General features: G+C 69.1%; 22 protein-coding genes. 9 read left to right on the forward strand and 13 right to left on the reverse strand.

The window, feature by feature from the left end; genetic code table 11:
- Window positions 1-6: 6 nt before the first annotated feature.
- On the reverse strand, window positions 7-2220 hold the full coding sequence (locus PIGHUM_RS05865) for an acyl-CoA dehydrogenase (protein ID WP_124078461.1): 2214 nt from the start codon (window positions 2218-2220) through the stop codon (window positions 7-9).
- A gap of 188 nt (window positions 2221-2408) precedes the next feature.
- Here PIGHUM_RS05865 and PIGHUM_RS05870 point away from each other — a divergent pair, with 188 nt between their 5' ends.
- Entirely contained in the window at window positions 2409-3536 is a 1128-nt protein-coding gene (locus PIGHUM_RS05870) for an exonuclease domain-containing protein (RefSeq protein WP_124078462.1), read from the forward strand.
- Window positions 3537-3575: 39 nt separating this feature from the next.
- Here the strand turns inward: PIGHUM_RS05870 and PIGHUM_RS23855 are convergent, their stop codons facing one another.
- A complete protein-coding gene (locus PIGHUM_RS23855) occupies window positions 3576-3794 on the reverse strand; it encodes a hypothetical protein (protein ID WP_160142178.1) in 219 nt (72 codons plus the stop codon).
- Between the two features lie 251 nt (window positions 3795-4045).
- On the opposite strand from PIGHUM_RS23855, the gene PIGHUM_RS23860 reads away from it, so the two are divergent.
- On the forward strand, window positions 4046-4507 hold the full coding sequence (locus PIGHUM_RS23860) for an STN domain-containing protein (protein ID WP_160142179.1): 462 nt from the start codon (window positions 4046-4048) through the stop codon (window positions 4505-4507).
- 45 nt (window positions 4508-4552) lie between these two features.
- Here PIGHUM_RS23860 and PIGHUM_RS05880 read toward each other — a convergent pair whose 3' ends face one another.
- Window positions 4553-5617: an AI-2E family transporter gene (locus PIGHUM_RS05880; protein WP_124078464.1), complete on the reverse strand. Its 1065-nt coding sequence runs from the start codon at window positions 5615-5617 to the stop codon at window positions 4553-4555.
- 132 nt (window positions 5618-5749) lie between these two features.
- Window positions 5750-6364, reverse strand: a complete 615-nt coding sequence (locus tag PIGHUM_RS05885; protein WP_222929223.1) for a trimeric intracellular cation channel family protein — start codon at window positions 6362-6364, stop codon at window positions 5750-5752.
- 269 nt (window positions 6365-6633) lie between these two features.
- On the opposite strand from PIGHUM_RS05885, the gene PIGHUM_RS05890 reads away from it, so the two are divergent.
- From PIGHUM_RS05890 to PIGHUM_RS05900, 3 genes are all read left to right on the forward strand, one after another.
- Window positions 6634-7155, forward strand: coding sequence for a VOC family protein (locus PIGHUM_RS05890; protein WP_124078466.1), 522 nt, complete (start codon window positions 6634-6636; stop codon window positions 7153-7155).
- Between the two features lie 107 nt (window positions 7156-7262).
- The gene (locus PIGHUM_RS05895; protein ID WP_124078467.1) at window positions 7263-8450 is read left to right on the forward strand and encodes an alpha/beta hydrolase family protein; all 1188 of its coding nucleotides are present in this window, start codon (window positions 7263-7265) and stop codon (window positions 8448-8450) included.
- Window positions 8451-8455: 5 nt separating this feature from the next.
- Window positions 8456-9202, forward strand: a complete 747-nt coding sequence (locus PIGHUM_RS05900) for an IclR family transcriptional regulator (protein ID WP_124078468.1) — start codon at window positions 8456-8458, stop codon at window positions 9200-9202.
- Between the two features lie 20 nt (window positions 9203-9222).
- Here PIGHUM_RS05900 and PIGHUM_RS05905 read toward each other — a convergent pair whose 3' ends face one another.
- From PIGHUM_RS05905 to PIGHUM_RS05920, 4 genes are all read right to left on the reverse strand, one after another.
- Complete coding sequence (locus tag PIGHUM_RS05905) at window positions 9223-12351, reverse strand: CusA/CzcA family heavy metal efflux RND transporter (protein WP_124078469.1); 3129 nt, start codon at window positions 12349-12351, stop codon at window positions 9223-9225.
- Between the two features lie 115 nt (window positions 12352-12466).
- The gene (locus PIGHUM_RS05910; RefSeq protein ID WP_124078470.1) at window positions 12467-13636 is read right to left on the reverse strand and encodes an efflux RND transporter periplasmic adaptor subunit; all 1170 of its coding nucleotides are present in this window, start codon (window positions 13634-13636) and stop codon (window positions 12467-12469) included.
- 12 nt (window positions 13637-13648) lie between these two features.
- Window positions 13649-14926 carry a TolC family protein gene (locus PIGHUM_RS05915; protein WP_124078471.1) on the reverse strand — a complete coding sequence of 426 codons (1278 nt, stop codon included), beginning with the start codon at window positions 14924-14926 and terminating at the stop codon, window positions 13649-13651.
- 89 nt (window positions 14927-15015) lie between these two features.
- Complete coding sequence (locus tag PIGHUM_RS05920) at window positions 15016-15357, reverse strand: hypothetical protein (protein WP_124078472.1); 342 nt, start codon at window positions 15355-15357, stop codon at window positions 15016-15018.
- A gap of 202 nt (window positions 15358-15559) precedes the next feature.
- Here PIGHUM_RS05920 and PIGHUM_RS05925 point away from each other — a divergent pair, with 202 nt between their 5' ends.
- Complete coding sequence (locus tag PIGHUM_RS05925; RefSeq protein ID WP_246012951.1) at window positions 15560-16447, forward strand: oxygenase MpaB family protein; 888 nt, start codon at window positions 15560-15562, stop codon at window positions 16445-16447.
- Here the strand turns inward: PIGHUM_RS05925 and PIGHUM_RS05930 are convergent.
- The 4 genes from PIGHUM_RS05930 to PIGHUM_RS05945 are packed head-to-tail and all read right to left on the reverse strand — an operon-like array spanning window position 16432 to window position 19267.
- Complete coding sequence (locus tag PIGHUM_RS05930; protein ID WP_124078474.1) at window positions 16432-16725, reverse strand: DsrE family protein; 294 nt, start codon at window positions 16723-16725, stop codon at window positions 16432-16434. The genes PIGHUM_RS05925 and PIGHUM_RS05930 overlap by 16 nt on opposite strands.
- Before the next feature lies 1 nt (window position 16726).
- Window positions 16727-17467 (reverse strand): ABC transporter ATP-binding protein, encoded by a 741-nt coding sequence (locus PIGHUM_RS05935; protein ID WP_124078475.1) that lies wholly within the window; start codon window positions 17465-17467, stop codon window positions 16727-16729.
- Window positions 17455-18222, reverse strand: a complete 768-nt coding sequence (locus PIGHUM_RS05940; protein WP_124078476.1) for an ABC transporter permease — start codon at window positions 18220-18222, stop codon at window positions 17455-17457. Before PIGHUM_RS05940 ends, PIGHUM_RS05935 begins: the two co-directional genes overlap by 13 nt.
- Window positions 18223-18235: 13 nt before the next feature.
- Complete coding sequence (locus PIGHUM_RS05945) at window positions 18236-19267, reverse strand: ABC transporter substrate-binding protein (protein WP_187697757.1); 1032 nt, start codon at window positions 19265-19267, stop codon at window positions 18236-18238.
- 232 nt (window positions 19268-19499) lie between these two features.
- Here PIGHUM_RS05945 and PIGHUM_RS05950 point away from each other — a divergent pair, with 232 nt between their 5' ends.
- Window positions 19500-20360, forward strand: a complete 861-nt coding sequence (locus PIGHUM_RS05950) for a peptidoglycan DD-metalloendopeptidase family protein (protein WP_124078478.1) — start codon at window positions 19500-19502, stop codon at window positions 20358-20360.
- On the opposite strand, the gene PIGHUM_RS05955 is transcribed toward PIGHUM_RS05950, so the two are convergent.
- Window positions 20357-21772 carry an MFS transporter gene (locus PIGHUM_RS05955; protein ID WP_124078484.1) on the reverse strand — a complete coding sequence of 472 codons (1416 nt, stop codon included), beginning with the start codon at window positions 21770-21772 and terminating at the stop codon, window positions 20357-20359. The two genes, PIGHUM_RS05950 and PIGHUM_RS05955, sit on opposite strands and share 4 nt — an antisense overlap.
- 293 nt (window positions 21773-22065) lie before the next feature.
- On the opposite strand from PIGHUM_RS05955, the gene PIGHUM_RS05960 reads away from it, so the two are divergent.
- Both PIGHUM_RS05960 and PIGHUM_RS05965 read left to right on the forward strand, forming a co-directional pair.
- Window positions 22066-22524: a DUF2501 domain-containing protein gene (locus PIGHUM_RS05960; protein ID WP_187697758.1), complete on the forward strand. Its 459-nt coding sequence runs from the start codon at window positions 22066-22068 to the stop codon at window positions 22522-22524.
- 210 nt (window positions 22525-22734) lie between these two features.
- Window positions 22735-24933: a hypothetical protein gene (locus PIGHUM_RS05965; RefSeq protein ID WP_124078480.1), complete on the forward strand. Its 2199-nt coding sequence runs from the start codon at window positions 22735-22737 to the stop codon at window positions 24931-24933.
- The last annotated feature ends 4 nt before the right edge of the window (window positions 24934-24937 follow it).

Here is a 24937-nt window from a genome sequence, read left to right on the forward strand (position 1 = left end):
CAGTCGTCAGGGCATCGCATGAGACCGCAGAGCATGCGGTTCGAAACTGTCCACTTCGATAACCTTGGCCGCGGCCGCCCGAGCAGCCTCGACCGCATCGCGCTGCTCGGCCGACCACGTCTCGGGCAATGGATGGTCCGAGCCGGCACGGCGGACCGCGTCGAGCAGGTCGGCATGGCGGGCGGCCAGTTCGAAAGCCGTTTCCAGATCGTGCACCGCCTCGCCCGCTCGGGGCCGGGCCAGGCCGGGCAGCAGCCGCTCGCGCGCCGCCGACGGCTCCAGCAGCAGGGCCGCGCACGCTTGCGTGACCGCGTCGGCCGGCCCGCGCCGCCGCACGCCCCAGGGCAGGCACGCCAGCCGCAGGACAGCCGCGACCGCCCTGCCCGGCAGGTTGGCCAGCACGCCGTCCAGGCTGCTTTCGATCGTGGCGAATCCGCTCTCCATGCACCACTGCACCAGAGGCAGGTCGGCGGCCTGCCGGCCTTCGTCGTGCCAGCGCTTGAGCACCGCCGACAGCAGGTACAGTTCGGCCAGGATGTCGCCCAGCCGGCCCGAGATCGCCTCCTTGCGCTTGAGCGCCCCGCCCAGGCTGCCGAGCGCGGCGTCGGCCACCAGCGCGAATGCGGCTGCATAGCGGTTCAACTGGCGGTAGTAAGGCGCGGCGACGCCGGCGGCGCGCGGCGCCGGCGCGAAGCGGCCGCCAGTCCAGCCGCGGCCGATGGCGCGCAGCGTGTTGCGCGCGGCATGGCCGGCATGGCGCCAGAACACCCGGTCGAAGGCGTCCAGCCCGCGGCGCGGATCGGCATCGGCCAGCGCCGCCATTTCCTGCATCAGGAAAGGATGCGCGCGGATGGCGCCCTGGCCGAAGATGATCAGGCAGCGCGTCAGGATGTTGGCGCCTTCGACCGTGATGCCTACCGGCACGGCCCGGTAGATGTTGCCCAGGTAATTGCGCGGCCCGTCGATGACCGCCTTGCCCGCGTGCACGTCCATCGCGTCATTGATCGCCACGCGCATGCGCTCGGTCGCATGGTATTTCATGATGGCGGAGATCACCGCCGGCTTGTGGCCCGCGTCCAGCCCGGCGCAGGTCAGGCGCCGCGCCGCATCGACCTGGTAGGCCAGCGCCGCCATGCGCCCCAGCTTCTCCTGCACGCCTTCGAATTTGCCGATGGCGATGCCGAACTGCTCGCGGATCCGCGCGTACGCGCCGCTGGTGTGCGCGGCGAACACGCACGAAGCGGCGGCCAGCGAAGGCAGCGAGATGCCCCGCCCAGCCGCCAGCGCCGTCATCAGCATCTCCCAGCCCTGCCCGGCACGTTCGGGGCCGCCGACGATCGCCTCCAGAGGGATGAACACGTCGCGCCCCTGGTTCGGGCCGTTCTGGAACACCTGCATGGCCGGCAGGTGGCGCCGGCCGATTTCCACGCCCGGCGTATCGGTGGGCACCAGGGCCACGGTGATGCCCAGCTCGGCCGCGCCGCCCAGCAAACCGTCGGGATCGCGCAGCTTGAAAGCCAGTCCCAGCACCGTCGCCACCGGTCCCAGCGTGATGTAGCGCTTGTGCCAATTCAGCCGTATGCCCAGCGTCTCCTGCCCTTCCCAGGTCCCGCGGCAGACCACGCCCGTGTCCACCATGGAAGCGGCGTCCGAGCCGGCCTCGGGGCTGGTCAGGCCGAAGCAGGGAATGTCGCGGCCGTCGGCCAGCCGGGGCAGCCAGTGGTCGCGCTGCGCCTGCGTGCCGAAATGCAGCAGCAGTTCGCCCGGCCCGAGCGAATTGGGCACCATGACCGTCACCGCGACCGCGACCGAACGCGTGGAAATGCGCCGCACCACCTCGGAATGCGCATACGCTGAAAAACCCAGGCCGCCGTACTGGCGCGGAATGATCATGCCGAAGAAGCGGCGCGCCTTGAGGAAGGCCCAGATGTCGGCGGGCAGGTCGCGCAGCTCCCAATTGATCCGCCAGTCGTCGATCATCGCGCACAGCTCCGCCACCGGACCGTCGAGGAACGCCTGTTCCTCGGCGCTCAGGCTGGCCGGCGGCGTATCGAGCAGCTTGCGCCAGTCGGGCGTCCCGGTGAACAGTTCCGCGTCCCACCAGACGTCGCCGGCCTCGATCGCGGCGCGCTCGGTTTCCGACATGGCGGGCAGCGCGGCCGCCGCCCATCGGAACAGCGGCCTGGACAAGCGCTCCCGGCGCCATGAGGAATCTGCCATCGTCTGCCTCCTTGCAGATAGGGTCGTTGCCGCGGAGGGATGCCGGCGCAGCACGCATCCGGGCGATCCGGATGCCCGGGCTCACGGCACATAGTAGTGCGCGGCAAGCTAGAGCAGCCCATCCTCGATGGACGCACCCTGCCCGGCATTGGTTCCGCCCACGCCGGCGCACTGGTTAAGATAGCGCCATGACCGATCTTGCCCCGTCTCTTGCTTCCCCGCCCTCCTCATCGCCGTCCGCTCCGCCTCGGCTCGCCTTCGTCGACCTCGAAACCACCGGCACGGCGCCGCACAGCGACCGCATCACCGAGATCGGCATCGTCCAGGTCGATGAAGACGGCGTGCGCGAGTGGAGCAGCCTGGTCAACCCCGAGCGTCCCATCCCGCGGATGATCCAGTCGCTGACCGGCATCTCCAACGCCATGGTGGCCGGCGCCCCGCGCTTCGCGGAACTGGCCGGCGACATCGCGGCGCGGCTGCGCGGCTATACCTTCATCGCCCATAACGCCGGTTTCGATTACGGTTTCCTGCGCCATGAATTCCAGCGCGCCGGCCTGCCCTTCCGCGCGCAGGTACTGTGCACCGTGCGGCTGTCGCGCCGGCTCTATCCCCACTACCGCAGCCACGGCCTGGACGCGCTGATCGCGCGCCATGGCCTGCGCGTCGAAGTGCGCCACCGCGCCCTCGACGACGCGCGGCTGATCTGGCATTTCTGGCAGGACATCCACCGCGAATTTCCCGCCGCCCACATTGCCGGAATCGCCGACGCCCTCAGCGGCCGGCTGGAATGGCCGGCCGCCCTCGATCCGGACCTGCCCGACCGGCTGCCCGAGACGCCCGGCGTCTACACACTGCGCAATGCCAATGGCGTGGCGCTCTACGTCGGACGGGCCGACAGGCTGCGCGACAAAATCCTCGCCCATTTCCAGCCGGCGCGCTGGCGCTCGGCCAAGGCCGGGAGACTGGCCGCCCAGGTGCACGATCTCGCCTGGCAGGAAACCGGGGGCGCCCTCGGCGCGCTGTTGCATGAAAACAGGCTGCTGCGCGCGCTCGAGCCCTTGCACAACCGCCGATCCCGCGGCACGGCGCCCCAGGCCGCGGCGGAGTGGCCGTATCCCGGCCCGGTCGGCATACGCGAGTCGCGACTGATCCACGTGCTGCACGGCTGGCAGTTCATCGGCACGGCATCGAGCGACGAAACGATGCACGAACTGCTCGACGGCTCGCGCGCCGGCTACGACCACGACGTCTACCGCATCCTGCGCGACCGGCTGCACTTGGTGCCGCTGCTCAAATGGGACGCGCCGCCGCGCTGACGGACGTTGCCGCACCCACGTCCCGCATGGCGGAAAACCTCATTTATCGGCGGGTCCCGCCACGTCGATGCCGCTGCCGGACAGCTTGTTGGAGCGAGGCGCGCGGCCCAGCTCGTCGGCCGATACGTTGCGGTCGTTCTGGCGCTCGGCCTGCTCCCGCTCGAGCGGCGCCTGCGCGGCTTCTGCGGTTTCTTCTTTACGGGCATTCTGTCCCGGCTGCCGGGCGGACCGGGGATCGGGCGGGGTCGAAGGTTTCATGGAGGGCTCCTTGCGTATGCGTCATCGACGGCCGCACGGCCGAAACGACGGCGGCCGATGCGGTCCCACGCACGAACCGTTCCCGGCCAGCGAAGCTCGGATCTGCGTGCATCGTCCGCAGCGACACACCTGGACAAACATGCTGGATATCCGCAACTAACCCGAGCACAGGCAGGCGTGATACGCTGAGGGCGTCATCGAACAATTACAAGCAGGCAGCACGCGATGCCACCCTGCAACAGGAGACTCGAATGACCTGCCAAGTGATCCAGCTGAGGCCCCGCCGCCCCAAGCGGCGTTCTTTGCCGTTCAGCGGCAAGTTGCTGGCAATCGCCGTCCCGGTGGCGTTCGCCATAGGTTGGCTGCTGGCGCTGCCCGGCATGCCGCACACGCCACGCGGCGCGGACGCCGGCGAGCATTACCGGTCGGAATTCGCCATTGCCGCCGGCGACCTGCGCAGCGCGCTGGAAAAATATGCGCGCCAGGCTGGCGTGCGGCTTTCTTTCGATCCGGCCAGCGTCTCGGGCCTGACCACCGCCGGCCTGAGCGGACGCCACACCGCGGCCGATGGCCTGGCCCTGCTGCTGCGAGGCACCGGCTATAGCGGCACACTGGAGAACGGCAGCTACGTGCTGGTGCCCGACGTTCCCGTCGCCGCGCGCAAGAAGACTCCGGCCGGGCCGCGCCTGATCGGGGCACTCACGCCCGTCTGACGGCCTGCGGCCAGGCGGACGCACCTGCCTGGCCTGCCTAGTCCTCTAGTCTTCTTCCTGGATATGCTCGTCCATGGCCGGGAAAATGTCCCAGACGGCCATGAACAGCGCGGCGATCAGCGGTCCGATCACGAAGCCGTTGATGCCGAACAGCGCCATGCCGCCCAGCGTCGAAATCAGCACGACGTAGTCCGGCATGCGCGTGTCCTTGCCCACCAGGATGGGCCGCAGGACATTGTCCACCAGTCCGATCACCAGGATGCCGTACAGGGTCAGGACGATGCCCTGCACGATGGAACCCGTCATCAGGAAATAGATCGCCACCGGGCCCCAGATCAGGCCGGCGCCCACCGCCGGCAGGAGCGACAGGAAGGCCATGACCACGCTCCACAGCAGCGCCCCCTGGATGCCCAGTATCCAGAAAATGATGCCGCCCAGTATGCCCTGGGTGATCGCCACCACGATATTTCCCTTGACCGTGGCCCGGACCACCGCGATGAACTTGCGCAGCAGGTGGCGCTTGTGCGACTCGGTCAGCGGGATCGACCGGCGGATCTTCGCCGACAGCGTGGCGCCGTCGCGCAGCAGGAAGAACAGCAGATAGAGCATCACCCCCAGGCTGATGACGAACTGGAAGGTGTTCTGGCCTATGCTCAGCGCCTGGGTGGCGAAGAACTGGCTGCCCTTGGTGGCGACGTCGGCCAGCTTGGCCTGCACGCCGCCGATGTCCATCAGGCCGAAGCGGGACAACAGGTTGCGGGCGCTTTCCGGCAGCGCCGTGACGGCCTGTTCGAAATAGGCGCGGAAGTCGACATGGCCGGAACGGATCTGGTCGTAGAGCCCGGCGCCTTGCTGGATGATGGCGCCGGCGATCACCGATACCGGGATGATGACGAGCAGTATGCACACGCCCAGCGTGGCCAGCGCCGCCAGGTTGGCGCGGCCGCCGAACCGTGCCTGCAGGCGCCGCTGCATGGGGAAGAAGACGATCGCCAGGATCGCACCCCAGAATACCGCGCCGAAGAAAGGCCACAGCAGCCAGCCGAAGGCGATGGTCGCGATGACCAGCAGCAGGATGAAAGCACGATAGTGCAGGGGATTCTGGGCCATGGACCGTCCTTCACGGCAGAGGGGGCGTCGGCAGGAGCATAGCCGATGCCGGTTGCGGCGCTGCGGCGGTTGTTGCGTCGCAACACCAGCTATTGTGTGCGCCGGTAACACGTGCGGGAAAGCGCTGGAAGATCAGTCCTCGAGCTGCCTGCGTGCCGTGAAGACCGGCAGCGCCCAGCCTTTGCGGATGGCCACCAGGCGGAACAGGAAGCCGACGAGCAGCGCGATCCAGGTCGCATGATCATGGGCCACCCCATAGCGTTGCAGCAGCACGTAAAGGGCGCCGGTGGCCAGCGCCACCGAGGCATAGAGGTCGCGCCGCAGCACCAGCGGCACCTGGTTGCACAGGACGTCGCGCAGCAGGCCGCCGCAGATGCCGGTCACCATGCCCATCAGCACGACGATGGAAGGATGCGCGTCCGTGGCGGCGGCGATGTCGCAGCCGATCACGGCGAACGCCACCAGGCCCAGCGCGTCCAGCACCAGGAAGGCCATCCGCACCTGGTGCATGAAGCGCACCAGACAGGCGGCGGCCAGCGCCGCGCCGACGGTGAAGAACAGGTATTCCGGATGGGCGACCCATCCCAGCGGATGGCGGCCCAGCAGCACGTCGCGGATGGTTCCGCCGCCCAGGGCGGTGACGGTGCCCACCACGCAGACCCCGAACAAGTCCATGCGGCGGCGCATGCCCATGATCGCTCCCGATGCCGCCTCGGCGGTAATGGCGATCAGATAAATCACTTGCAGCAACATGGTTGGCTGGCCCCGAGCTGGGCGTCTCCCTTGCATGGATGCCCGGCCGGGCGCTCCCAGGCCGGCATTATCGCAGGAGCGGCGCGGTTCCGGGCGTTCCGGCCCTTTTGGGCGCGACATCGATTGATCGGGAAAATCGATTGCCCGATAAAAAACAAAAGTATCTAAAACTGATACTTTTGAAATCAACTGCTTTACACTGGCTCCCACGCGATATCCCTATCTCGTCCGGCCCGCAGCCGCGGGCAGCACAAGGAGACACCATGACGGCCACCTCTATTCCCGTACAGGGCCTGCACCACTACGCCTACCGCTGCCGCGATGCCGAAGAAACCCGGCATTTCTACGAAGACCTGCTGGGCCTGCCGCTGGTCCACGTGATACGCGCCGAGCGCGTTCCCAGCACGGGGGAATACTGCCCCTACGTGCACGTATTCTTCGAAATGCGCGACGGCTCGTACATGGCCTTCTTCGACCTGGGCGACAACCAGATCGCCGAGCCTTCGGCCAACACGCCCGACTGGGTCAACCACATCGCGCTGCAGGTCGAGTCCGAAGCCGAGCTGCTCGAGGCCAGGAAACGCCTGGAGCAAGCCGACGTGAAGGTGGTCGGCGTCACGGACCACGGTTTCGTGCACTCCATTTATTTCTTCGACCCCAACGGCATCCGGCTGGAACTGACCACCCGCACCGCGCCGCAGGCCACGCTCGATGCCTACAAGGCCGAGGCGCACGCGCAACTGGCCGATTGGGTCCGCGCCAAGGCCGAGGCCGCGCGCCACTAAGCCGCGCCCGCCGTTCCACCGAATTCCGCGCAAGCCCCGCGGCGCGCCGTGCCAAGCCACGGCGCGCCGGCTTGCACCCGTTTTTCCCCTATTCCGGAGACCGCTCCATGTCCGAGCCCGCCAAGCACGCTTTCGACCGTATCCCCGTCATCCTGCAGTTCCGCGAACCCGTGGGCATGGTGGAAACCTATGGCTTCAACGGCAGCCAGGGCTACACCGTGCTCGAAGGCCAGCGTCTGATCCCCAGGAACAAGCCCTCCAAGGTGCTGTTCCTGTTCATGCATCCCGCCTCCACCCTGCAGTTGCTGCCCATGCCGGTCGCGCTCGCCGAGGCGGGCATGCACGTGATGTGCTGCGGCAGCCGGTATGCCAAGAACGATTCGGCGCTGATCATGGAAAAAGTCGCCGCCGACCTCGGCGCTTACATGCGCCACGCCCGCGAAGACCTGGGCTACGAAAAAGTGGTGCTGGTCGGCTGGTCGGGCGGCGGCGCGCTGTCGCTGTTCTACCAGGCCCAGGCGGAATCGCCCTCCATCACCCAGACCCCGGCCGGCGATCCCTACGACCTGACCGCGGCGGGCCTGCAGCCGGCCGACGGCATCATTTTCATCGCCGCGCACCTGAGCCGCCCCGAGACCCTGACCGAGTGGCTGGACCCGTCCGTCCGCAACGAGCTGGATCCCGACGACCGCGACCTCGAACTGGACATCTACGCCCCCGACTGTCCCAACCAACCGCGCTACAGCGCCGACTTCGTCGCCGCGTTCCGGCAGGCCCAGCTCGCCCGCAACCGGCGCATCAGCAACTGGGCGCTGGACATGCTGGACAAGCTGTCGCGCTCGCCCCAAGGTGAACGCGAACGCGGATTCGTGGTCCACCGCACCATGTGCGACGTGCGCTGGTTCGACACCTCGATCGACCCCAACGGCCGCCGCCCCGACTGGTGCTACCTGGGCGACCCGCGCGTGGTCAACTCCGGGCCGGCGGGGCTGGCGCGCTTCAGCACGCTGCGCAGCTGGCTGTCGCAATGGTCGTACGACCATTCCAACATCAAGGGGCCGGTGAACGCCGCGCGCATCCGCAAGGTGCCGGTGCTGCAGATCGAGAACGAGGCCGACGACGCCGTGCCGGCCACGCACAATCCCATCATCCACGAGGCGCTGGGCACGCCGGACAAGGAGTACGTGCGCATCATGGGCGCCACGCACTACTATCTGGGCCAACCCGAAGAGCTGGAGCAGTGCATGGACACCATCGTGGAGTGGACCCGGCGCAAGATCGCCGCCGACTTCTGAGCCGTATGTCCCAGGTCGCCAAAGTCCTGCAGGTCCTCGACCTGTTCTCGGCCAGTCGTCCCACGCTGGCCGCCGAGGAGATCGCCGACCTGCTGGCGATCTCGCGCCCGACGGCGTTCCGCTACGTCAAACAGCTGTGCGAGACCGGCCTGCTGGCCAAGCTGGCCGGCCGCTACGCCCTGGGCGCCAAGATCATCGCGCTGGACTACCGCATCCGCCGTTCCGAGCCCATCCTCCAGGCCAGCCGGCCGCGCATGCGGGCGCTGGCGGAGCAGACCGGCGCGACCGTGGTGCTGTGCGGCATCTATGGCGACGAGATCGTGCACAGCCACCACGAGGCGAGCGGCAAGCCCGCGGCGATGAGCCTGGAACGGGGCCGCGTCATGCCGCTGTTCCGCGGCGCGGCGCCCGCGGTCATCCTGGCCCACTTGAGCAGCACGCGCCTGAAACAGCTGTACGAACGCCACCACGACGATCCGGCGGTCGCGCACATCGCGCCGGACTGGCCCGCCTTGCGCGCGCATTACCAGCGCATCCGCAAGAACGGCTTCTACGTCTCCCGCGAAGAAATCGACGCGGGCGTGGTCGGCATCGCCGCCCCCATCTTCAACGACGGCCGCCACGTGGTCGGCGCGGTGACGCTGGTCCGCGAGCTGGACGGATCCGAACCGGCGGACGAGACCGCCGCCATCGCCCGGATCACGACCTGTGCCACCCACATCACCGTGGAGCTCGCCAGGCTGGCGAACTGAGCGGCGGGCCGGCGCCTTGCCTAGCCGGCCGTCCGGCCGTGCGCCCAGCGGTACAGCACGGGCAGCACCAGCAGCGTGAGCGCCGTCGATGAGATGATCCCGCCGATCACCACGGTCGCCAGCGGCCGCTGGACCTCGGCGCCGGTGGCCGTGGCGAGCGCCATCGGCACGAATCCCAGCGACGCCACCAGGGCAGTCATCAGCACCGGGCGCAGGCGCGCGGAGGCGCCCTGCCGGACCGCCTCGTCCAGCGCCAGCCCGTCGGCCCGCAGCGCGCGGATGAACGACAGCATGACCAGGCCATTGAGCACCGCCACGCCCGACAGCGCGATGAACCCGACCGCCGCCGAGATCGACAGCGGGATGCCGCGCAGCCACAACGCCAGCATGCCGCCGGTCAGCGCGAACGGAATGCCGGTGAACACGATCAGGCCATCGCGCACATTGCCGAACATGGCGAACAGCAGGAGGAATACCAGCAGCAGCGCGGCCGGCACCACCCACTGCAGCCGCTCGGCGGCCGATTGCAGCTGCTCGAAAGTGCCGCCCCACGAGATCCAGTAGCCGGGCGGGACGCGCACCGACGCATCGATGCGTTCCTGCGCCTCGGACACGAACGACCCCAGGTCGCGCCCGCGCACGTTGGCGCTGACGACCACGCGCCGCTTGCCGTCCTCGCGGCTGATCTGGTTCGGGCCCGGCGCCAGTTCGAAGCGGGCCAGTTCCATCAGCGGCACGAAGGCCACGCGGGACTGCCCCTCCCCCTTGGGCAGCGCCACCGGCAGGCGCCTGAGGGCCTCGATGTCGCCGCGCACCTCGTCGGGCAGGCGCACCAGGATGTCGAAACGGCGGTCGCCCTGGAAATAAATGCCGGCCTGGCGGCCGCCCACCGCGGTGGCGATGGTCTCCTGCACTTCGGCCAGGCTTACGCCATAGCGGGCCGCCTTCTGCCTGTCCACCTCGATGGTCAGCATGGGCAGGCCGGTGGTCTGTTCCACCTTGACCGCCTCGGCGCCGGGCAGGCGCGCCAGCACCGCGGCAATGTCGCCCGCGGTCTGCTCGAGCCGCGCCATGTCGTCGCCGAACACCTTGACCGCGACGTCGCTGCGCACGCCCGAGATCAACTCGTTGAAGCGCATCTGGATGGGCTGGGTGAACTCGTAGCCGCTGCCCGGCACGCCTTCGACGACAGCCTCGATCGCCGCCGCGACCTCGGCGTGTGAACGGCGCGGTTCGGGCCATTCGGCTTGCGGCCTGAGCATGATGTAGGTGTCGGCCACGTTGGGCGGCATCGGGTCGGAGGCGATCTCGGCGGTGCCGATCTTGGCGAAGACCCGCGCGACCTCGGGCACCTTGTCGATCTGCCGCTCCAGTTCCTCTTGCATGGCGACGGCCTGGCTCAGGCTGGTGCCGGGAATGCGCAGCGCCTGTACGGCGATATCGCCTTCATCCAGGTTGGGAATGAACTCCGCGCCCAGGCGCGTGGACAGCGCCAGCGCGAACGCCACGGCGACCGCGCCGAAGGTCATCACTACCGGCGTGTTGGCCAGCGCCCTGCCGAGCAGCGGTTCGTAGAGCCGGCGCGCCGCCGCCATCAGGCGGTTCTCCTTCTCTTGCACCGGCCCGTCCAGGAGCAGCGCGACGGCAGCCGGCACGAAGGTCACGGAGAGGATCATCGCGCCCAGCAGCGCCAGCACCACCGTCGTCGCCATGGGATGGAACATGCGGCCCTCCACCCCGGTCAGCGCAAAGATCGGCAGGTAGACGATCATGATGATCAACTGGCCGTATATCAGCGGCCGCCGGGCTTCGCGCGCCGCGGCGTAGACCTCCTCGAAGCGCTCGGCGCGCGTCAGGGGCCGGCCGGCGTGCGCCTGCGCGTGGGCCAGCCGGCGTACGCAGTTCTCCACGATGACCACCGCGCCGTCGACGATGATGCCGAAATCCAGCGCTCCCAGGCTCATCAGGTTGGCGCTGACCTTGTAGCCGACCATGCCGGTGAAGGTGAACAGCATGGACAGCGGGATCACCAGCGCGGTGATCACCGCCGCCCGCAGGTTGCCGAGAAACAGGAACAGCACGGCGATCACCAGGATCGCGCCCTCCAGCAGGTTCTTCTTGACCGTGGCGATGGCCTTGTCGACCAGGTCGGTCCGGTCGTAGATGGTCACCGCCTTGACGCCGGGCGGCAGCGTCCGGTTCACCTGCGCCAGCCGCGCGTGCGCGGCGCGCGCCACCTCGCGGCTGTTCTCGCCGATCAGCATGAACACCGTTCCGATCACGGCCTCCCTGCCGTTCTCGGTCGCCGCGCCGGTGCGCAGCTCGCGCCCCAGTTCGACGCCGGCGATGTCGCGCACCCGCACCGGCTGTCCCTGAGCCTGGCTGACGATGATGTCGCGGATGTCGTCCATGGAGCCCACCTGGCCGGGCGCCCGCACCAGGTATTGTTCGCCGCCGCGCTCGATGTAGCCTGCGCCGACGTTGACGTTGTTGCGCTCGAGCGCGGCCACCACGTCGGCCAGCGTCAGGCCGTAGGCGGCCATGCGCTCCAGGTTCGGCGCGACCAGGAACTCCCTGGCATAGCCGCCTATGGTGTTGACCTCGGTCACTCCCGGTACGGTGCGCAGCTGCGGCCGCACCACCCAGTCCTGGATCTCGCGCAGGTCGGCCAGCGTGTAGGGCGTGCCGTCCCCCTTGCGCGCGCCGGGCTCGGCCTCGACCGTCCACATGTAGATTTCGCCCAGGCCGGTGGAGATCGGGCCGAGCGCCGGCGCCGCTCCCGGCGGCAGGGCTTCGCGCGCTTCCTGGATGCGCTGGTTGACGAGCTGGCGCGCGAAGTAGATGTCGGTCCCGTCGCGGAATATCACCGTGACCTGCGACAGCCCGTAGCGCGACAGCGAGCGCGTCTGCTGCAGTCCGGGCAGGCCCGCCATCGCGGTCTCCACCGGATAGGTGATGCGCTGTTCCGTCTCCAGCGGCGAATAGCCCGGCGCCGCCGTGTTCACCTGCACTTGCACATTGGTAATGTCCGGCACGGCATCGATGGACAGCCGCGTATAGCTGTAGCCTCCTACCGCCGCCATGCCCGCCACCACCAGCATTACCAGCCAGCGCTGGTCGATCGCGAACCGAATGATCCGTTCAAACATAGAAGATATTCCCGTAATCAGTCACCTCGACCCCGGGCACAGCGGATCCGGCTTCGCCGGTCCGCCAGTGCCGCCCCCTGGGGGGCGCGCGTCAGCGCGTACGGGGGCCCCTTCCTCAGTGGTTATGCTCGACCGCGGCCTTGCCCAGCTCTGCCTTGAGCAGGAAAGTATTCGTCTGCGCATAGCCGGTGCCAGGCTCCAGGCCCTCCAGCACTTCGACGTACTCCGCATCGCGGCGGCCGGTCCTGACCTCGCGCGCCTCGAAGCCGCCCGGCACGGCGGCGAACACCACGCGGTGCTCGCCCATGGCCTGGAGCGCCGACGCCGGCACCGCCACGGCCACCGCCTCTTCGGGCCGCAGCACCCTGACGGTGATGAACAGACCGGGACGCCACGCCATGCGCGGATTGCGCAGGATCACGCGCGCGGTGGCCGTGCGCGTCTGCGCGCCCAGCAGCGGCCCGACGTAGGACACCTCGCCCTGTGCCGTCTCGTTCAGCGCCGACGACGAAATCGTCACGCGCTCCCCCACGCGCACCGCGGCGAGGTCCTGCGGAGCCACGATGAACTCGGCCCATACCGTGCCCATATCCGCGATGGTGAACACCGTGGCGGTATCGCTCATGGCTTCGCCCAGCGACATGTGTTTTTCCACGACCGTGCCGTCGAACGGCGCGCGCAGGGCATACTGGTTCAATGCCGGCGCGGCCTCGTCGGCGCCGATGGCGCGCAGCTTCTGCGCCGCGTTCTGCGCGGCGATGCGCGCCTCTTCGCGTGCGGCGCGGGCTTGCAGGTAGTCCTGCTCGGCCGACACGCGCTCGCGCCAGAGCCGCGCTTCGCGCTCGTAGGTCTGCTCCGCCAGTTCCAGCCGCTTGCGCGCCGAATGCAGTTCGCTGCGCAGGTCCGACAGCGCGGTACTGGCCATGACCGCCAGCACCTGGCCCTTGCGCACTTGCTGGCCCAGGTCCACCGGCACGGCCTCCACCACGCCGGCTACCCGGGGCACGACATGGGCCGTCCGGTCCTCGTTGAAGCGGATCTCCCCGGGGAATTCGCTGCTCGGGCGCAGTACGCCCGGCCCCGCCCGCGCCACTCTTATGCCCGCCTCGGCGGCTTGCGCGTCGGTCAGCTTCACCAGCCGGCTTTCCGCGTGGCCTTCTGCCTGCTCCGGGTTGGCATGATCGTGGTCCTCGTGGCCGGCAGGCAGCAGCACGGCGGCGACCGCGAGCGCGCCGCCCAGGACGATGGCCGCCATGGCGGCCCATTGCTTCTTGGAAATCGACATGATCGTTCGCTCTCAGCGGCCCAGGATGCGGTCGATCTCGACTGCGGCCTGGTAGGTATCGGCCACGACGGCCAGGTGGCGCAGACGCGCCTGGAACAAAGTGCGCTGGGCGTCGAGCACGTCGAGGAAGCCGAACTTGCCCGCTTCGAAGCCGCGCGTGGCGGCGTCGTAGGCGCGGTTCGCCGCGGGCATCACCGTATGGCGCAGGGTTTCGGCGCTGCCGCGCGCCAGCGCCAGGCGCGACGAGGCCTGCTCCAGATCGCGCGCCAGCCGTGCCGCCAGCGCCCGATGCATGTCGCGCGCTTGGTCGGCGCGCACCGTGGCCTCGTACACGTTGCCCTGGTTGCGATCGAACAAAGGCAGAGGAATGGCGATTCCGATCAACGCCTGGTTGCGCCCCAGCTCGTTGTTGCGCTGGGTCCCGGCCGTGAGCCGCACGTCGGGATACTGCTTGCTGCGCTCGAGATCCTTCACCGCCTCGCGGCGTTCGATCTCGAGCCGGCTGCCCGCCAGGTCCGGCGCCTGCTCCAATTGCCGCAGCAACTCGTCGGCGGGCGGCCGCTGCGGCAGCGTCTCCAGGTCGCCGGCTGCGGTCCCGAAGCCAGGATCGCGCTCGTCCCACAGGGCGCCTAGCCCCTGCCGGGCCTGCATCAGCCGGCTCCGCGCCGCCTCGATGTCCAGTTCGGCATTGGCCTGCTCGACGCGCGCGCGGTCTTCTTCCAGCGGCGGCACCTTGCCGGCAGCGACGCGCTTGGCCGCGATGTCCACCGCGCGGACTGCGACTTCCCGCGCGCCGCGCGCCAGGGCCAGGGCCTCCTGCGCCACCAGCACGTCGAAGAACGCCGCGACCGTCGCCGCGCGCAGGGCCGCCTGCTGGCTGACCAGGTCCGCCTCGGCCACCGTCCGCGCCCGCTCGGCGGCGACGATCCTGGCCTGGCGCTTGCCGCCCAGCTCGATGGGAATGCCGACCTGCGCCGCGGTCGTGCGGGTGTCCCGGCGCGTGTCCTCGACGCTGATCGCCAGTTCCGGATTGGGGCGCACGCCGGCCTGGACGATACCCCCTTGCAGCGCCTCGACCTCTTTGCGAGCGGCCGCCAGCAGCGGGCTGCGTTCGGCCGTGCGGGCCAGCGCGGCGTCGAGCGTCAGCAGCCCGCCGCCGGCGGCCGGCGGCGCGGCAGGGGCTTCATGCATCGGAGGGGGCGCCGGCAGCCCGGGGGCCGGCAGGGATTGGGCGGCGGCCTGGCCGCACGCGACGACGGCCACCATGAATGGCCATGCGATTCTGGACATCGGATTGCACCTGGAATGCGTCGGTCATCCCGGCGCTGCCGCGTACGGCGGCGCCGGAAACGAGCGATAGTCGAAAGAGGAGAAGACGACTAGACGGACGCCGCCCACTGGGGGCGTTCAGGCGGGAAGACAGGCGCGGGCGCCAGGAACGGCGGCGGCGCGGAAACATGGTGCCGCACGACCGGCTGCGGGGCCAGTTCGGGCAAGCCGCCCACGACCGCCTTCAGCGCGACCGCATGGCAGACGGCGCAATCGGGATGGCCGGACAGCGCGCCGCCCGCTCCGGCATCCGGCTCGTGGGCATGGTCGTGGTGGCCGAAGTGGCGCTGCACCGTCACGCCGGACTCGTGCTCGCAATAGGACGCGGCTGCCGCCCAGGCGGCCTGGAAGGGCATGACGAGAGCGAGCAGGATGAGAAGAAGCCGGCGCATGCCGCGATTCTACCCGGAGAGGACGCGCCGCGGCCATCCGAACCCGGCCGGCGGTTCGCCTGCGCCGGCGCCGGGATGCGCGGCGCGCGCCGACCTGTCAAAATCCGCGCATGCCCATCGACTCCCCCTTCCCCGCGCGCCTGCCTGCCGCCACGGCGGGCCGCCTGTACGACGCCGCGCTCCTGGTCCGCAGGGTCCCGGCGTGATACGTGAACGCATCGAAGCGCAGGTGCTGGGCCTGACCGGCCTGGCCCTGGGCGGAATCGATTTCGAGCAGCCCGCCGGCGATCCGGGGCTGTTCGGCCCGGATTCGGCCGCCTGGCGCGTGCATGGCGACTTCACGTCCATGCTGGTCGGCGGCATCGCCGCGCTGATGCTGCAGATGCTGCATCCGCTCGCGCTGGCCGGCGTCTGGGACCACTCCAACTTCCGCCAGGACATGCTGGGCCGGCTGCGGCGCACCGGCCAGTTCATTTCCGGCACCACCTACGGCAGCGCGGCGGATGCGGAGCGGCTCATCGCCCGCGTGCGCGGCATCCATGAACAGGTGCGCGGCGCCGCCCCCGACGGCACCCCGTACGCAGCCGACGACCCCGACCTGCTGACCTGGGTCCACGTGGCGGAAGTCAGCAGCTTCCTGGCGGCGCACCTGCGCTACCTCGACCCGGGGCTGCCCGGCGCCGAGCAGGACCGCTACTACGATGAGATATCGCTGATCGCATATCGGCTGGGCGCCCGCGCGGTGCCGCGCTCGCGCGCCGAAGTCGCGGCCTATATCGCGCGCATGCGCTCGCAGCTGGCCTGCAGCGACCGCACGCGCGAAATCTCGCGCATCCTGCTGGACCACCCTCCCGCGGTCAGCGTCACGGCCAGGCCCGTGAGCCGGATCATGATGCAGGCCGGCATCGGACTGCTGCCCGACTGGGCCTCGGCCATGCTGGGCCTGGAGCAAGGCCCGTGGCGCCGCCGGGCCGTCGAGCGGTCGGTCCACGCGATCGCGCCCGTCCTGCGCTGGGCGGTCCGCAACGGCTCGGCCCATCGCGCCAGGCGCCGCATGGGCCTGCCTGCACGCGCTCAGGCGCGCATATAGGCCCATCCCTCGGCCTGCCGGCGCGCCAGGTGCAATACCGCAGCGTCCACGACGGACACGCCCGCCGGCGCCTGCCTGCCCGTGGCGGCCAGCGTATTGCCGCACACGCGCAGATGCGCATCGGTGGCGTCCGGCTGGTCGAGCGCGGCCGCCACCGCGCCCGCGTTGACGACCAGTTCCACTTGCGCAGACGGATCGGCTTTCTTCAGGTTGGCCAGGTTGCGCCGCGCGCGTTCGAGGGCGGCAGGCGTGGGAGCATGGATAAGCAGGCGGATCATCTCAAGCAAAGCCCAACTGGTCAGAAAGGTGCGACACCAGGTGGCCGAACTCGGCATCGCCGCGGTCGCGCGGGCGCGGCAGGCCGATGGACAGATTTTCCACGATATTGGCGGGCCGGCCGCCCAGCACGATGACGCGGTCGGCCAGGAATACCGCTTCCTCGATGTCATGGGTAACGAACATGATGGCCGCGCGCGTGGCCTGCCAGATGCGCAGCAGCTCGGCCTGCAAGTGCCGGCGGGTCAGCGCATCGACCGCGCTGAAGGGCTCGTCCATCAGCAGGATGTCGGGCTTGACCGCCAGCGCCCGGGCGATGCCCACGCGCTGCACCTGCCCGCCCGAGAGCTGGTGCGGCCAGCGCCCGGCCAGTTCAGACAGGCCCGTCAACTGCAGCGCCTCGGCCACGCGCGCGCGCAGTTCCCGCTTGTCTATGCCCAGAGTTTCCAGCCCGTAGGCCACATTGCCGGCCACCGTGCGCCAAGGCAGCAGCCGGCCGTCCTGGAACACCACTGCGCGGCGGCGCCTGCCGGCGCGCACCGGCAGGCGCAAGTCCACCTCTCCGGAAGCCGGCTCGATCAGGCCCGCGGCGGTCCTCAGCAAGGTGGACTTGCCCACGCCCGAGCCGCCCACGACCGCGAGGAACTCGCCAGCCTGGATGTCCAGGTCGAGCCCCTGGATCACCGGCGCGGCCGCGCCGGGATGGCGGTAGGCCAGCCCTTTGAATTCGATCACGGCCGCCATGACAGCACCCTCTTTTCCACTTGCGCGTAGACCAGGTCGCTCAGCGCATAGACCAGCGAAATCGCCAGCATGTAGACCACGACCGCGTCGTAGGCGCCCACCCCGGCCGCGGCATTCATTTCCTGGCCCATGCCCGGCACGCCCAGCAGTTCGGCCGCGATCAGCGTCATCCAGGCCTGGCCGATGCCGGTGCGCACCCCGGCCAGCGTTCCCGGCGCGATGGCCGGCAAGGTGATGCTGAGCGCGCGCTGCCAGTAGCTGCCCTGGCCGAAGCTGCGCGCCAGTTCGTAGAAGCGCGGATCGACGTTGCGCACCGCGCTGTAGGTGGCGAAGTAGTTCACCCAGAACACGCCGATGGCGATCACGAAGGCCGCGCCGGCGTGGCTGACCTTGAACCAGGCGATGGCGAAGACCACCCACGCCAGCGGCGGGATCGGACGCAGGATGCGCGCCAGGTAGGCCTGCAGCAGGTCGAACCAGCGCGCCGTGGCCGCGGCGAGCCCGACCAGGATGCCCAGCGCCGTGCCGGCGCCCAGGCCCCAGAAATAATGGATGAGGCTGGAACCGACCGCGGGCAGCAGGCGGCCCGAGCTCCATTCCTGAACGAAGGCATGCGGCAATTCGAAGGGGTCCGGCAGGGTGCCCGGGTTGACCCATTCGAACACGCCCGCGGCCTTCCACAGCAAGACGAAAATAATGACGCCGGCCACACCGCAAGCGATGCGGACCGGCAATCCAGGCAACTTGGCGATCATCGTTCGAACGGTATCAGCGCTTGCCCTGGGTGGCCGGCTTGCCCGCGACTTCGTCGTAGAAGCGCGTATCGAACAGCTTGGCGACGTCCACCGCCGGCCCTTCCAGCGTGCCGGTATCGGCCTGGAACTTCTGCAGCACCAGCGTGGCGGCGATGATGGCGTTGGGGTCGGCCTCGAACTGGCCCTTGGAATTGACGATGGACTTTTGCACCAGGTCCAGCGGCAGGCGCCCGCCGCCGACGTACTTCTGCACCATGGGCGCGGCCTTGGCGGGATCGGTGTCCAGCAGGCGCGTGGCCGCGACGTGCGCCGCCACCAGGGAACGGACCAGCGCGGGCTGTTCGTTGATCAGCTTCTCGCGCACCAGCAGCACTGCGCCGGGCTGTTTGGGAAACAGGTCCGAACCGCGCGCCACCACTCGCGCCTTGGGGGCCTTGCTCAACACCGTGGTCACCGTGGGCTCGAGAATGACGGCGCCATCGACCGCGCCGGTCAACAGCGTCTGCTGCATCTGGGCCTCGCCCTGGTAGATCAGCTTGAAGGACGACGGCTCGACCTTGATGCGGTTGCGCAGCCAGTACTGCAGCGCCGCCTCGGGCACCGCGCCCTTGGGATAGCTGGCGATGACCGGCTGGCGGCCCTTGTCCTTGGCGAACCGGGCGAAAGCCGTGGCGGCGTCGCCCGACGCGAAATACGGCGCGAGATCGCCCATGGCGACGAAGCTGACCTGCTCGACGATGTTGGACGCCACCACCTTGATGTTCGCGCCTTTGCCGCGCGCGACCAGCGCGGGGCCGATGCCGACATAGGCGATGTCGAGCTGGCCCGCCAGCAGCGCCTGCACCAGCGCCGGGCCGCTCTGGAACTGCACCAGCTTGGGCGCGCCGGCTTCGGCGGGCAAGGCGTGCTGTTCGAGGGTGATGAACAGCTGCGCGGCCGGCAGGATGGGCAGATAGCCGATTTCGAGCGGCGCCGCGGAAGCGGATTGGGCGGCCGCGGTGGCCAGGCCCAGCGTCAGGGCAAGCCTTGCAAGAACGCGTTTCATGATTCGGGGAACCTCGGAAGAAGCAATATGCGATGTGTTTTTATATTTTATTTCGATTTAGAAACTAATTTTAATTACTTAAAGAAATAAGCTTAGATTTCTTCCGATACGCATAGGCCACAGCCTCCCCGGGTGCGTCGCACTTTGTTGCAGCGCTTCCTTGCCCCGAACCCGCCGCACGCAAAATAATGGCCGCACCATCCTGCTCCACCGCCTGCATCCGACATACTCCATGCTCTTGCGACTCTCCTGCCTGCCTTTGGCGGCGGCCCTCGGCCTAGCCGCGCCGCTCGCCCATGCCCAAGACTTCATCACCCGGCTGCTGGACAAGCCCGTTCCCGGCGGCGTGGCCGTCGTACCGCTGGGACAAGCGCCCACGGCTCCGGTGGCCACCTACCGCGAGCGCCGCGTCATGGTGCTGCGCCAGGAAAGCGGCGGCTGGATCGCCGTGGTCGGCATCCCGCTCGACGCGCGGCCCGGCACGCAGCAACTGGCCATCGGCCAGGGCGCGCAGGCCCGGCAGGCCCGGCAGGCCGATTTCACCGTGCGCAGCAAGACCTATGTCGCCCAGCACATCCGGCTGAAGAACCAGCGCCAGGTCGACCCCAACCCTGCGGATCTGGCTCGCATCGAAAAAGAATCCGCCGAGCAATCCACCGCCTACCGGGCCTTCCGCCCCGAAGGGCCGAGCAACGTGCTGCTAGACCGGCCCGTGGAAGGCGGCAGGCTGTCCAGCCCGTTCGGCCTGCGCCGCTTCTTCAATGGCCAGCCGCGCAACCCGCATTCGGGGCTGGACTTCGCGGTGCCGGCCGGCACGCCGGTCAAGGCGCCCGCCGCGGGACGGGTCGTGCTGGTCGGCGATTATTTCTTCAACGGCAAGACGGTATTCGTCGACCACGGCCAGGGACTGGTCAGCATGTTCTGCCATCTGTCGCGCATAGACGTGACCGTGGGCCAGGAGCTCGCGCGCGGCGCGCCGATCGGGCGCGTGGGCGCGACGGGCCGCGCCACCGGCCCGCACTTGCACTGGAACGTCAGCCTCAACGACGCGCGGGTCGATCCGGCCATCTTCATCGGCGCCTTCAAACCTTAGCCCCGTACTTGCTTGCGGCCGATGGCGGTCGCCGTTGCCGGGATCCAGGCCATCGTGAGCGCCACCAGCACGCCGATGATGGCGACCGCCCAGAACGTCATGTGCAGGGCATGCTGCATCGCCTGCTCCACGAGCGGACTGGCGCCGGCGCCCGATTCGAGGGCCTCCTTGAGCTGATCGGACGTGATCGCCTCTCCGCCGGCCCTGCGCGCCAGCCCGAAGTTGAACACCGCGCCGAACGCCGTGGCGCCCAGCGTGCTGCCGAGGTTGCGCGCGAAGATGTTCGAGGCGGTCGCGCTGCCGCGCTCGGAGCCATGCACGATTTCCTGGATCAGCACCAGCGAACACACGCCCATGAAGCCCATGCCCAGGCCGACCACCAGCGAGCCCACGCCCGCCAGCACCGGCGTGCCCTGCGGCGTCAGGAACAGGAAGACGCAGGACCCCAGCGGCACGACCAGGCTGCCCAGGATCATCATGCGACGCAGGCCGTAGCGCGGGAACAGCTTGGTGACGACGGTCGAACCCACCGGCCAGCCCAGCATGATCATGGTCAGCGCCAGCCCCGCCACTACCGGCGTGCGGTGCTGCACGCCCTGCACGTACATGGGCAGGAAGGTGGTCAGCCCCATGATGACCATGCTTCCCAGCAGCATGGATACGTTGGCGGCGGCAATCGCGCGGCGCGACCACAGCGCGAACGACACGATGGGGTGCTCGGTGCGCAATTCGCGCCAGACGAACAGGACCAGGCACACCGCGAATATGCCCAGCGCGGTCCAGGCGCGCGACACCAGGCCGTCGCCCGCGTCGGTCAATGCGAACATCAGCGCGGCCACCGCCGCCGAGAACAAAACCGCTCCCGTCACGTCCACCGACACGCGCTGGCGCTCGGCGGTCTCGTCCAGGAAATAGACGAAGCCCGCGGCCGCGGCCAGGCCCAGCGGCACGTTCATCCAGAAAATCCAGGCCCACGAGAACTGGTGGATGATCAACGCGCCCAGCATCGGCCCCATCACCGCCGACACGGCCCAGACGCTGGCCAGCCAGCCCTGCACCTTGCCGCGCTCGTGCACGGGATAGAGGTCGCCCACGATGGTCATGCCCACGGGCTGTATCGCGCCGGCGCCTATGCCCTGGATCAGCCGGAAGACGATCATCGAGGGCATGGACCAGGCGAAGCCGGCGCCGATCGAGCCCACCAGGAACGCGGCGATGCCGGTCAGCATCATGGGCCTGCGCCCGTAGATGTCCGACAGCTTGCCGAACACCACCGTCATCGCCGTCTGCGTCAGCAGGAACGAGGCGAAGACCCAGCTATAGAGCCTGAGCCCGCCGAGGTCCGCGGCGATCTGCGGCATGGCCGTCGCCACGATGGTGGCTTCGATCGCGATCATGAACATGGAAGCCATCACCGAAGCGATGACCAGCGGGCGGCGCGTCAGCCGCGGAGCGGAAAGGGGCACGATGCGGAATCCGTAGCGAAAGGAGGAACGGCGGCACGACCCGGCAGTGTAGAGCAGCGGCCCGGCGCGCGGAAATGGCGCTTTTCAGCTGTCAGTCAGCATCCGGCGCGGCGCGGCGTCCGCCTCTGCAGGCCGGCGGGCTCGGGCTGGCCAGCTCGGCGCGATGGGGATACGCTTGGACACCGACCATCACAAAGTCCCGACGCATCATGCGGGTTTCCGTCACCAAGGAGGTTTCGATGTCCACGATCAAACGCCAGGCCCTGGCCATCCTGCTGCTGGGCTGCGCGGCCAGCATGCCCGCCGCGCAGGCGCAGCTCATGGATTCGATCAAGGGCGCCCTGGGCAATGGCCAGCAATCCTCGGGCAGCGGCGGCTCCCTGCTCGGCGGACTGGGCGGAGCCTCCCTGCCGTCGCTCGGCTCCGTGGGCACGGGCAACATCACCGGCGTGCTGGCCTACTGCGCGCAGAACAACTACCTCGGCGGCGGCGCCGCTTCCATCAAGGACAAGCTGCTGGGCAAGCTCGGCGGCGAACAGCAGGCCAAGTCCGATCCCGGCTACCTGGAAGGCCTGAGCGGCATCCTCGGCGGCAACAGCGGCAAGAAAGTGGAACTGGGCGGGGGCAGCAGCCTCAAGCAGCAGATCACCGAAAAAGTCTGCGACCAGGTCCTGCAGTACGGCCAGTCCCTGCTCTGAACGCGGCCTCCCCGCGAGGAACGGCGCCAGGCCCAGCGCCTGGCGCCGTTTCCTTGCATGGTAAAAGTAAAAAACCATCAACACCGCCGAGCCGCCGCCTGTTTGCCGGGACAATCCTCTCCGGGCACGCCACAATTGCGCTCTTTGCGCGTGGCGCCGCCGCGCATCCGTCCGCAGGCGGACCCATCACCTTCAGGAGAGACGACTTTCATGGAACATACCTGGCAATTCTTTCGCGCCGGCGGCGTCGACCAGGTCTCCATCCGTTCCGGCGAGGACATATGCAAGCTCGGCCAACTCGACCAGAAGCTCTGGGTGGCGCTGGCCTGCCCGACGCGCGGGATCGAATTCGATCCGCGCACGCTGGACCTCATCGATAGCGATCACGACGGCCGCATCCGGCCGCCCGAACTGCTGGCCGCATGCCGCTGGGCCTGCGAACGGCTGCGCGACCCCGGCCAGTTGCTGCGCGGCGGCGATACGCTGTCGCTGGACGCCATCGCCGACAACACCGAAGAAGGCCGGCTGCTGATCGAGGAAGCAGGCCGCATCCTGCAACTGCTGGACAAACAGGAAACGCGCATCAGCCTGGCCGACGTCGCCGACCGCAGCCGCCTGCTGGCCGCGATGCGCTTCAACGGCGACGGCATCGTCACGCCCGCGACCGCCGAAGACGACGCGGCGCGCGCCGCGATCCAGCGCATCATCGACACCCACGGCAGCCAGGCCGACCTGAGCGGCGAGCCCGGCATAGACCGCGCCCGCACCGAAGCCTTTTTCACCGAAGCGCGCGCCATCCGCGAATGGCGCGACCGCGTGGCCGGCGATCCCTCCATCGTGCCGCTGGGCGACGCCACCGTCGATGCGGTGCAGGCCGCCAATGCGGTGCAGGCCAAGATCGACGACTTCTTCGCGCGCTGCCGGCTGGCCGCCTACGATCCGCTGGCGGCGCCCGCGCTGAATCCCACTGCCGAGGAGTACCGCCAGCTCTACGGCGAAGCGCTGACGCTGGGTTCGGACCGCATCGCCCACCTGCCGCTGGCGGCGGTCGCGCCGGGCCGCTCCCTGCCGCTGCGCAGCGGGCTGAATCCGGCATGGGCCCAGGCCATGGACACGTTCCGCGCCCAGGCGGCCGAGCCGCTGCTGGGCGCTGCCGACGCGTTGAGCGAAGACGACTGGCGACGCCTGCAGGCCAAGCTCGGCCCCGCCCGCGACTGGCTGGCCGCCAAGCCAGCGACCAAGCTGGATGCGCTCGCCGTGACCGACGTCGCCGCGCTGCTCGACAATGGCAGCGAAGCCGCCGTCCTGGCGCTGCTCGATGCCGACCAGCAGATCGAACCGCATACCGCGCGCATGGCCGATCTGGAAAAGCTGCTGCGCTTCCAGCGCGACCTGGCGCACCTGCTCGACAACTTCGTGTCGTTCAAGGATTTCTACCGGCGCGAGGGCGCCATCTTCCAGGCCGGCAGGCTCTATCTCGATGCGCGCAGCTGCGACCTGACGGTGCGGGTGGACGACGCCGGCAAGCATGCCGCGCTCGCCGGGCTGGCCAAGGCCTACCTGGTGTATTGCGACTGCACGCGCGAAGGCCGGAAGATGACCATCGTCGCGGCCATGACGGCCGGCGACGTGGACTTCCTGTTCGTCGGCCGCAACGGCGTGTTCTACGACCGCCAGGGCAACGACTGGGACGCCACCATCGTCAAGATCATCGAGAACCCGACCAGCATAGGCCAGGCCTTCTTCGCCCCGTACAAGAAATTCGTGCGGATGATCGAAGAACAGGTCGCCAAGCGGGCCGCCGCCAGCGACACCGCGGCGCAGGGCAAGCTGAGCGCCCTCGCCACCAACGTCGCCACCGCCGACCAGGCCGACCCCGCCGCCGCGGCCAAGCCCAATCCGGCCAAGGTGGACGTCGGCACGGTCGCCGCCATAGGCGTGGCGCTGGGCTCCATCAGTACGGTGCTGGTGGCCTTGTTCGGCAAGTTCGTCGACCTGGGCTGGTGGATTCCCCTGGCCATACTGGGGCTGGTGCTGGCCATTTCCGGGCCGAGCATGCTGATCGCCTGGCTCAAGCTGCGCCAGCGCAGCCTGGGCCCCATCCTCGATGCCAGCGGCTGGGCCATCAACGGCCGGATGAAGATCAACGTCCAATTGGGCGGCTCGCTGTCGCGGGTGGCGCGCATCCCGCAGGATGCCAAGCGCAACCTGCGCGATCCTTATGCCGACCGCCACGGCAAGGCCTGGACCGTAGGCATCGCGCTGGTCGTCGTCGTGCTGGCCGGCCTGGCCTGGCGGCAGGGCTGGCTCGACACCGTCCTGCCCGAGCGACTGCGCGCCGCGCCGCCCGCGGCAACGGCGCCCGCGCCTGCAGCCGCTCCCGAAACAGCCGCCCCGCCCGCCCCATGAGCGA

This window comes from Pigmentiphaga humi (assembly GCF_900606115.1).
Lineage (GTDB): Bacteria > Pseudomonadota > Gammaproteobacteria > Burkholderiales > Burkholderiaceae_B > Pigmentiphaga > Pigmentiphaga humi.

What these genes read in the sequence shown, in the direction of transcription:
- PIGHUM_RS05865 (WP_124078461.1), bottom strand. Translation starts at nt 2,220, where the DNA reads ATGGCAGATTCCTCATGGCGCCGGGAGCGCTTGTCCAGGCCGCTGTTC.
- PIGHUM_RS05870 (WP_124078462.1), top strand. Translation starts at nt 2,409, where the DNA reads ATGACCGATCTTGCCCCGTCTCTTGCTTCCCCGCCCTCCTCATCGCCG.
- PIGHUM_RS23855 (WP_160142178.1), bottom strand. Translation starts at nt 3,794, where the DNA reads ATGAAACCTTCGACCCCGCCCGATCCCCGGTCCGCCCGGCAGCCGGGA.
- PIGHUM_RS23860 (WP_160142179.1), top strand. Translation starts at nt 4,046, where the DNA reads ATGACCTGCCAAGTGATCCAGCTGAGGCCCCGCCGCCCCAAGCGGCGT.
- PIGHUM_RS05880 (WP_124078464.1), bottom strand. Translation starts at nt 5,617, where the DNA reads ATGGCCCAGAATCCCCTGCACTATCGTGCTTTCATCCTGCTGCTGGTC.
- PIGHUM_RS05890 (WP_124078466.1), top strand. Translation starts at nt 6,634, where the DNA reads ATGACGGCCACCTCTATTCCCGTACAGGGCCTGCACCACTACGCCTAC.
- PIGHUM_RS05895 (WP_124078467.1), top strand. Translation starts at nt 7,263, where the DNA reads ATGTCCGAGCCCGCCAAGCACGCTTTCGACCGTATCCCCGTCATCCTG.
- PIGHUM_RS05900 (WP_124078468.1), top strand. Translation starts at nt 8,456, where the DNA reads ATGTCCCAGGTCGCCAAAGTCCTGCAGGTCCTCGACCTGTTCTCGGCC.
- PIGHUM_RS05905 (WP_124078469.1), bottom strand. Translation starts at nt 12,351, where the DNA reads ATGTTTGAACGGATCATTCGGTTCGCGATCGACCAGCGCTGGCTGGTA.
- PIGHUM_RS05910 (WP_124078470.1), bottom strand. Translation starts at nt 13,636, where the DNA reads ATGTCGATTTCCAAGAAGCAATGGGCCGCCATGGCGGCCATCGTCCTG.
- PIGHUM_RS05915 (WP_124078471.1), bottom strand. Translation starts at nt 14,926, where the DNA reads ATGTCCAGAATCGCATGGCCATTCATGGTGGCCGTCGTCGCGTGCGGC.
- PIGHUM_RS05920 (WP_124078472.1), bottom strand. Translation starts at nt 15,357, where the DNA reads ATGCGCCGGCTTCTTCTCATCCTGCTCGCTCTCGTCATGCCCTTCCAG.
- PIGHUM_RS05930 (WP_124078474.1), bottom strand. Translation starts at nt 16,725, where the DNA reads ATGATCCGCCTGCTTATCCATGCTCCCACGCCTGCCGCCCTCGAACGC.
- PIGHUM_RS05935 (WP_124078475.1), bottom strand. Translation starts at nt 17,467, where the DNA reads ATGGCGGCCGTGATCGAATTCAAAGGGCTGGCCTACCGCCATCCCGGC.
- PIGHUM_RS05940 (WP_124078476.1), bottom strand. Translation starts at nt 18,222, where the DNA reads ATGATCGCCAAGTTGCCTGGATTGCCGGTCCGCATCGCTTGCGGTGTG.
- PIGHUM_RS05945 (WP_187697757.1), bottom strand. Translation starts at nt 19,267, where the DNA reads ATGAAACGCGTTCTTGCAAGGCTTGCCCTGACGCTGGGCCTGGCCACC.
- PIGHUM_RS05950 (WP_124078478.1), top strand. Translation starts at nt 19,500, where the DNA reads ATGCTCTTGCGACTCTCCTGCCTGCCTTTGGCGGCGGCCCTCGGCCTA.
- PIGHUM_RS05955 (WP_124078484.1), bottom strand. Translation starts at nt 21,772, where the DNA reads ATGGCTTCCATGTTCATGATCGCGATCGAAGCCACCATCGTGGCGACG.
- PIGHUM_RS05960 (WP_187697758.1), top strand. Translation starts at nt 22,066, where the DNA reads ATGTCCACGATCAAACGCCAGGCCCTGGCCATCCTGCTGCTGGGCTGC.
- PIGHUM_RS05965 (WP_124078480.1), top strand. Translation starts at nt 22,735, where the DNA reads ATGGAACATACCTGGCAATTCTTTCGCGCCGGCGGCGTCGACCAGGTC.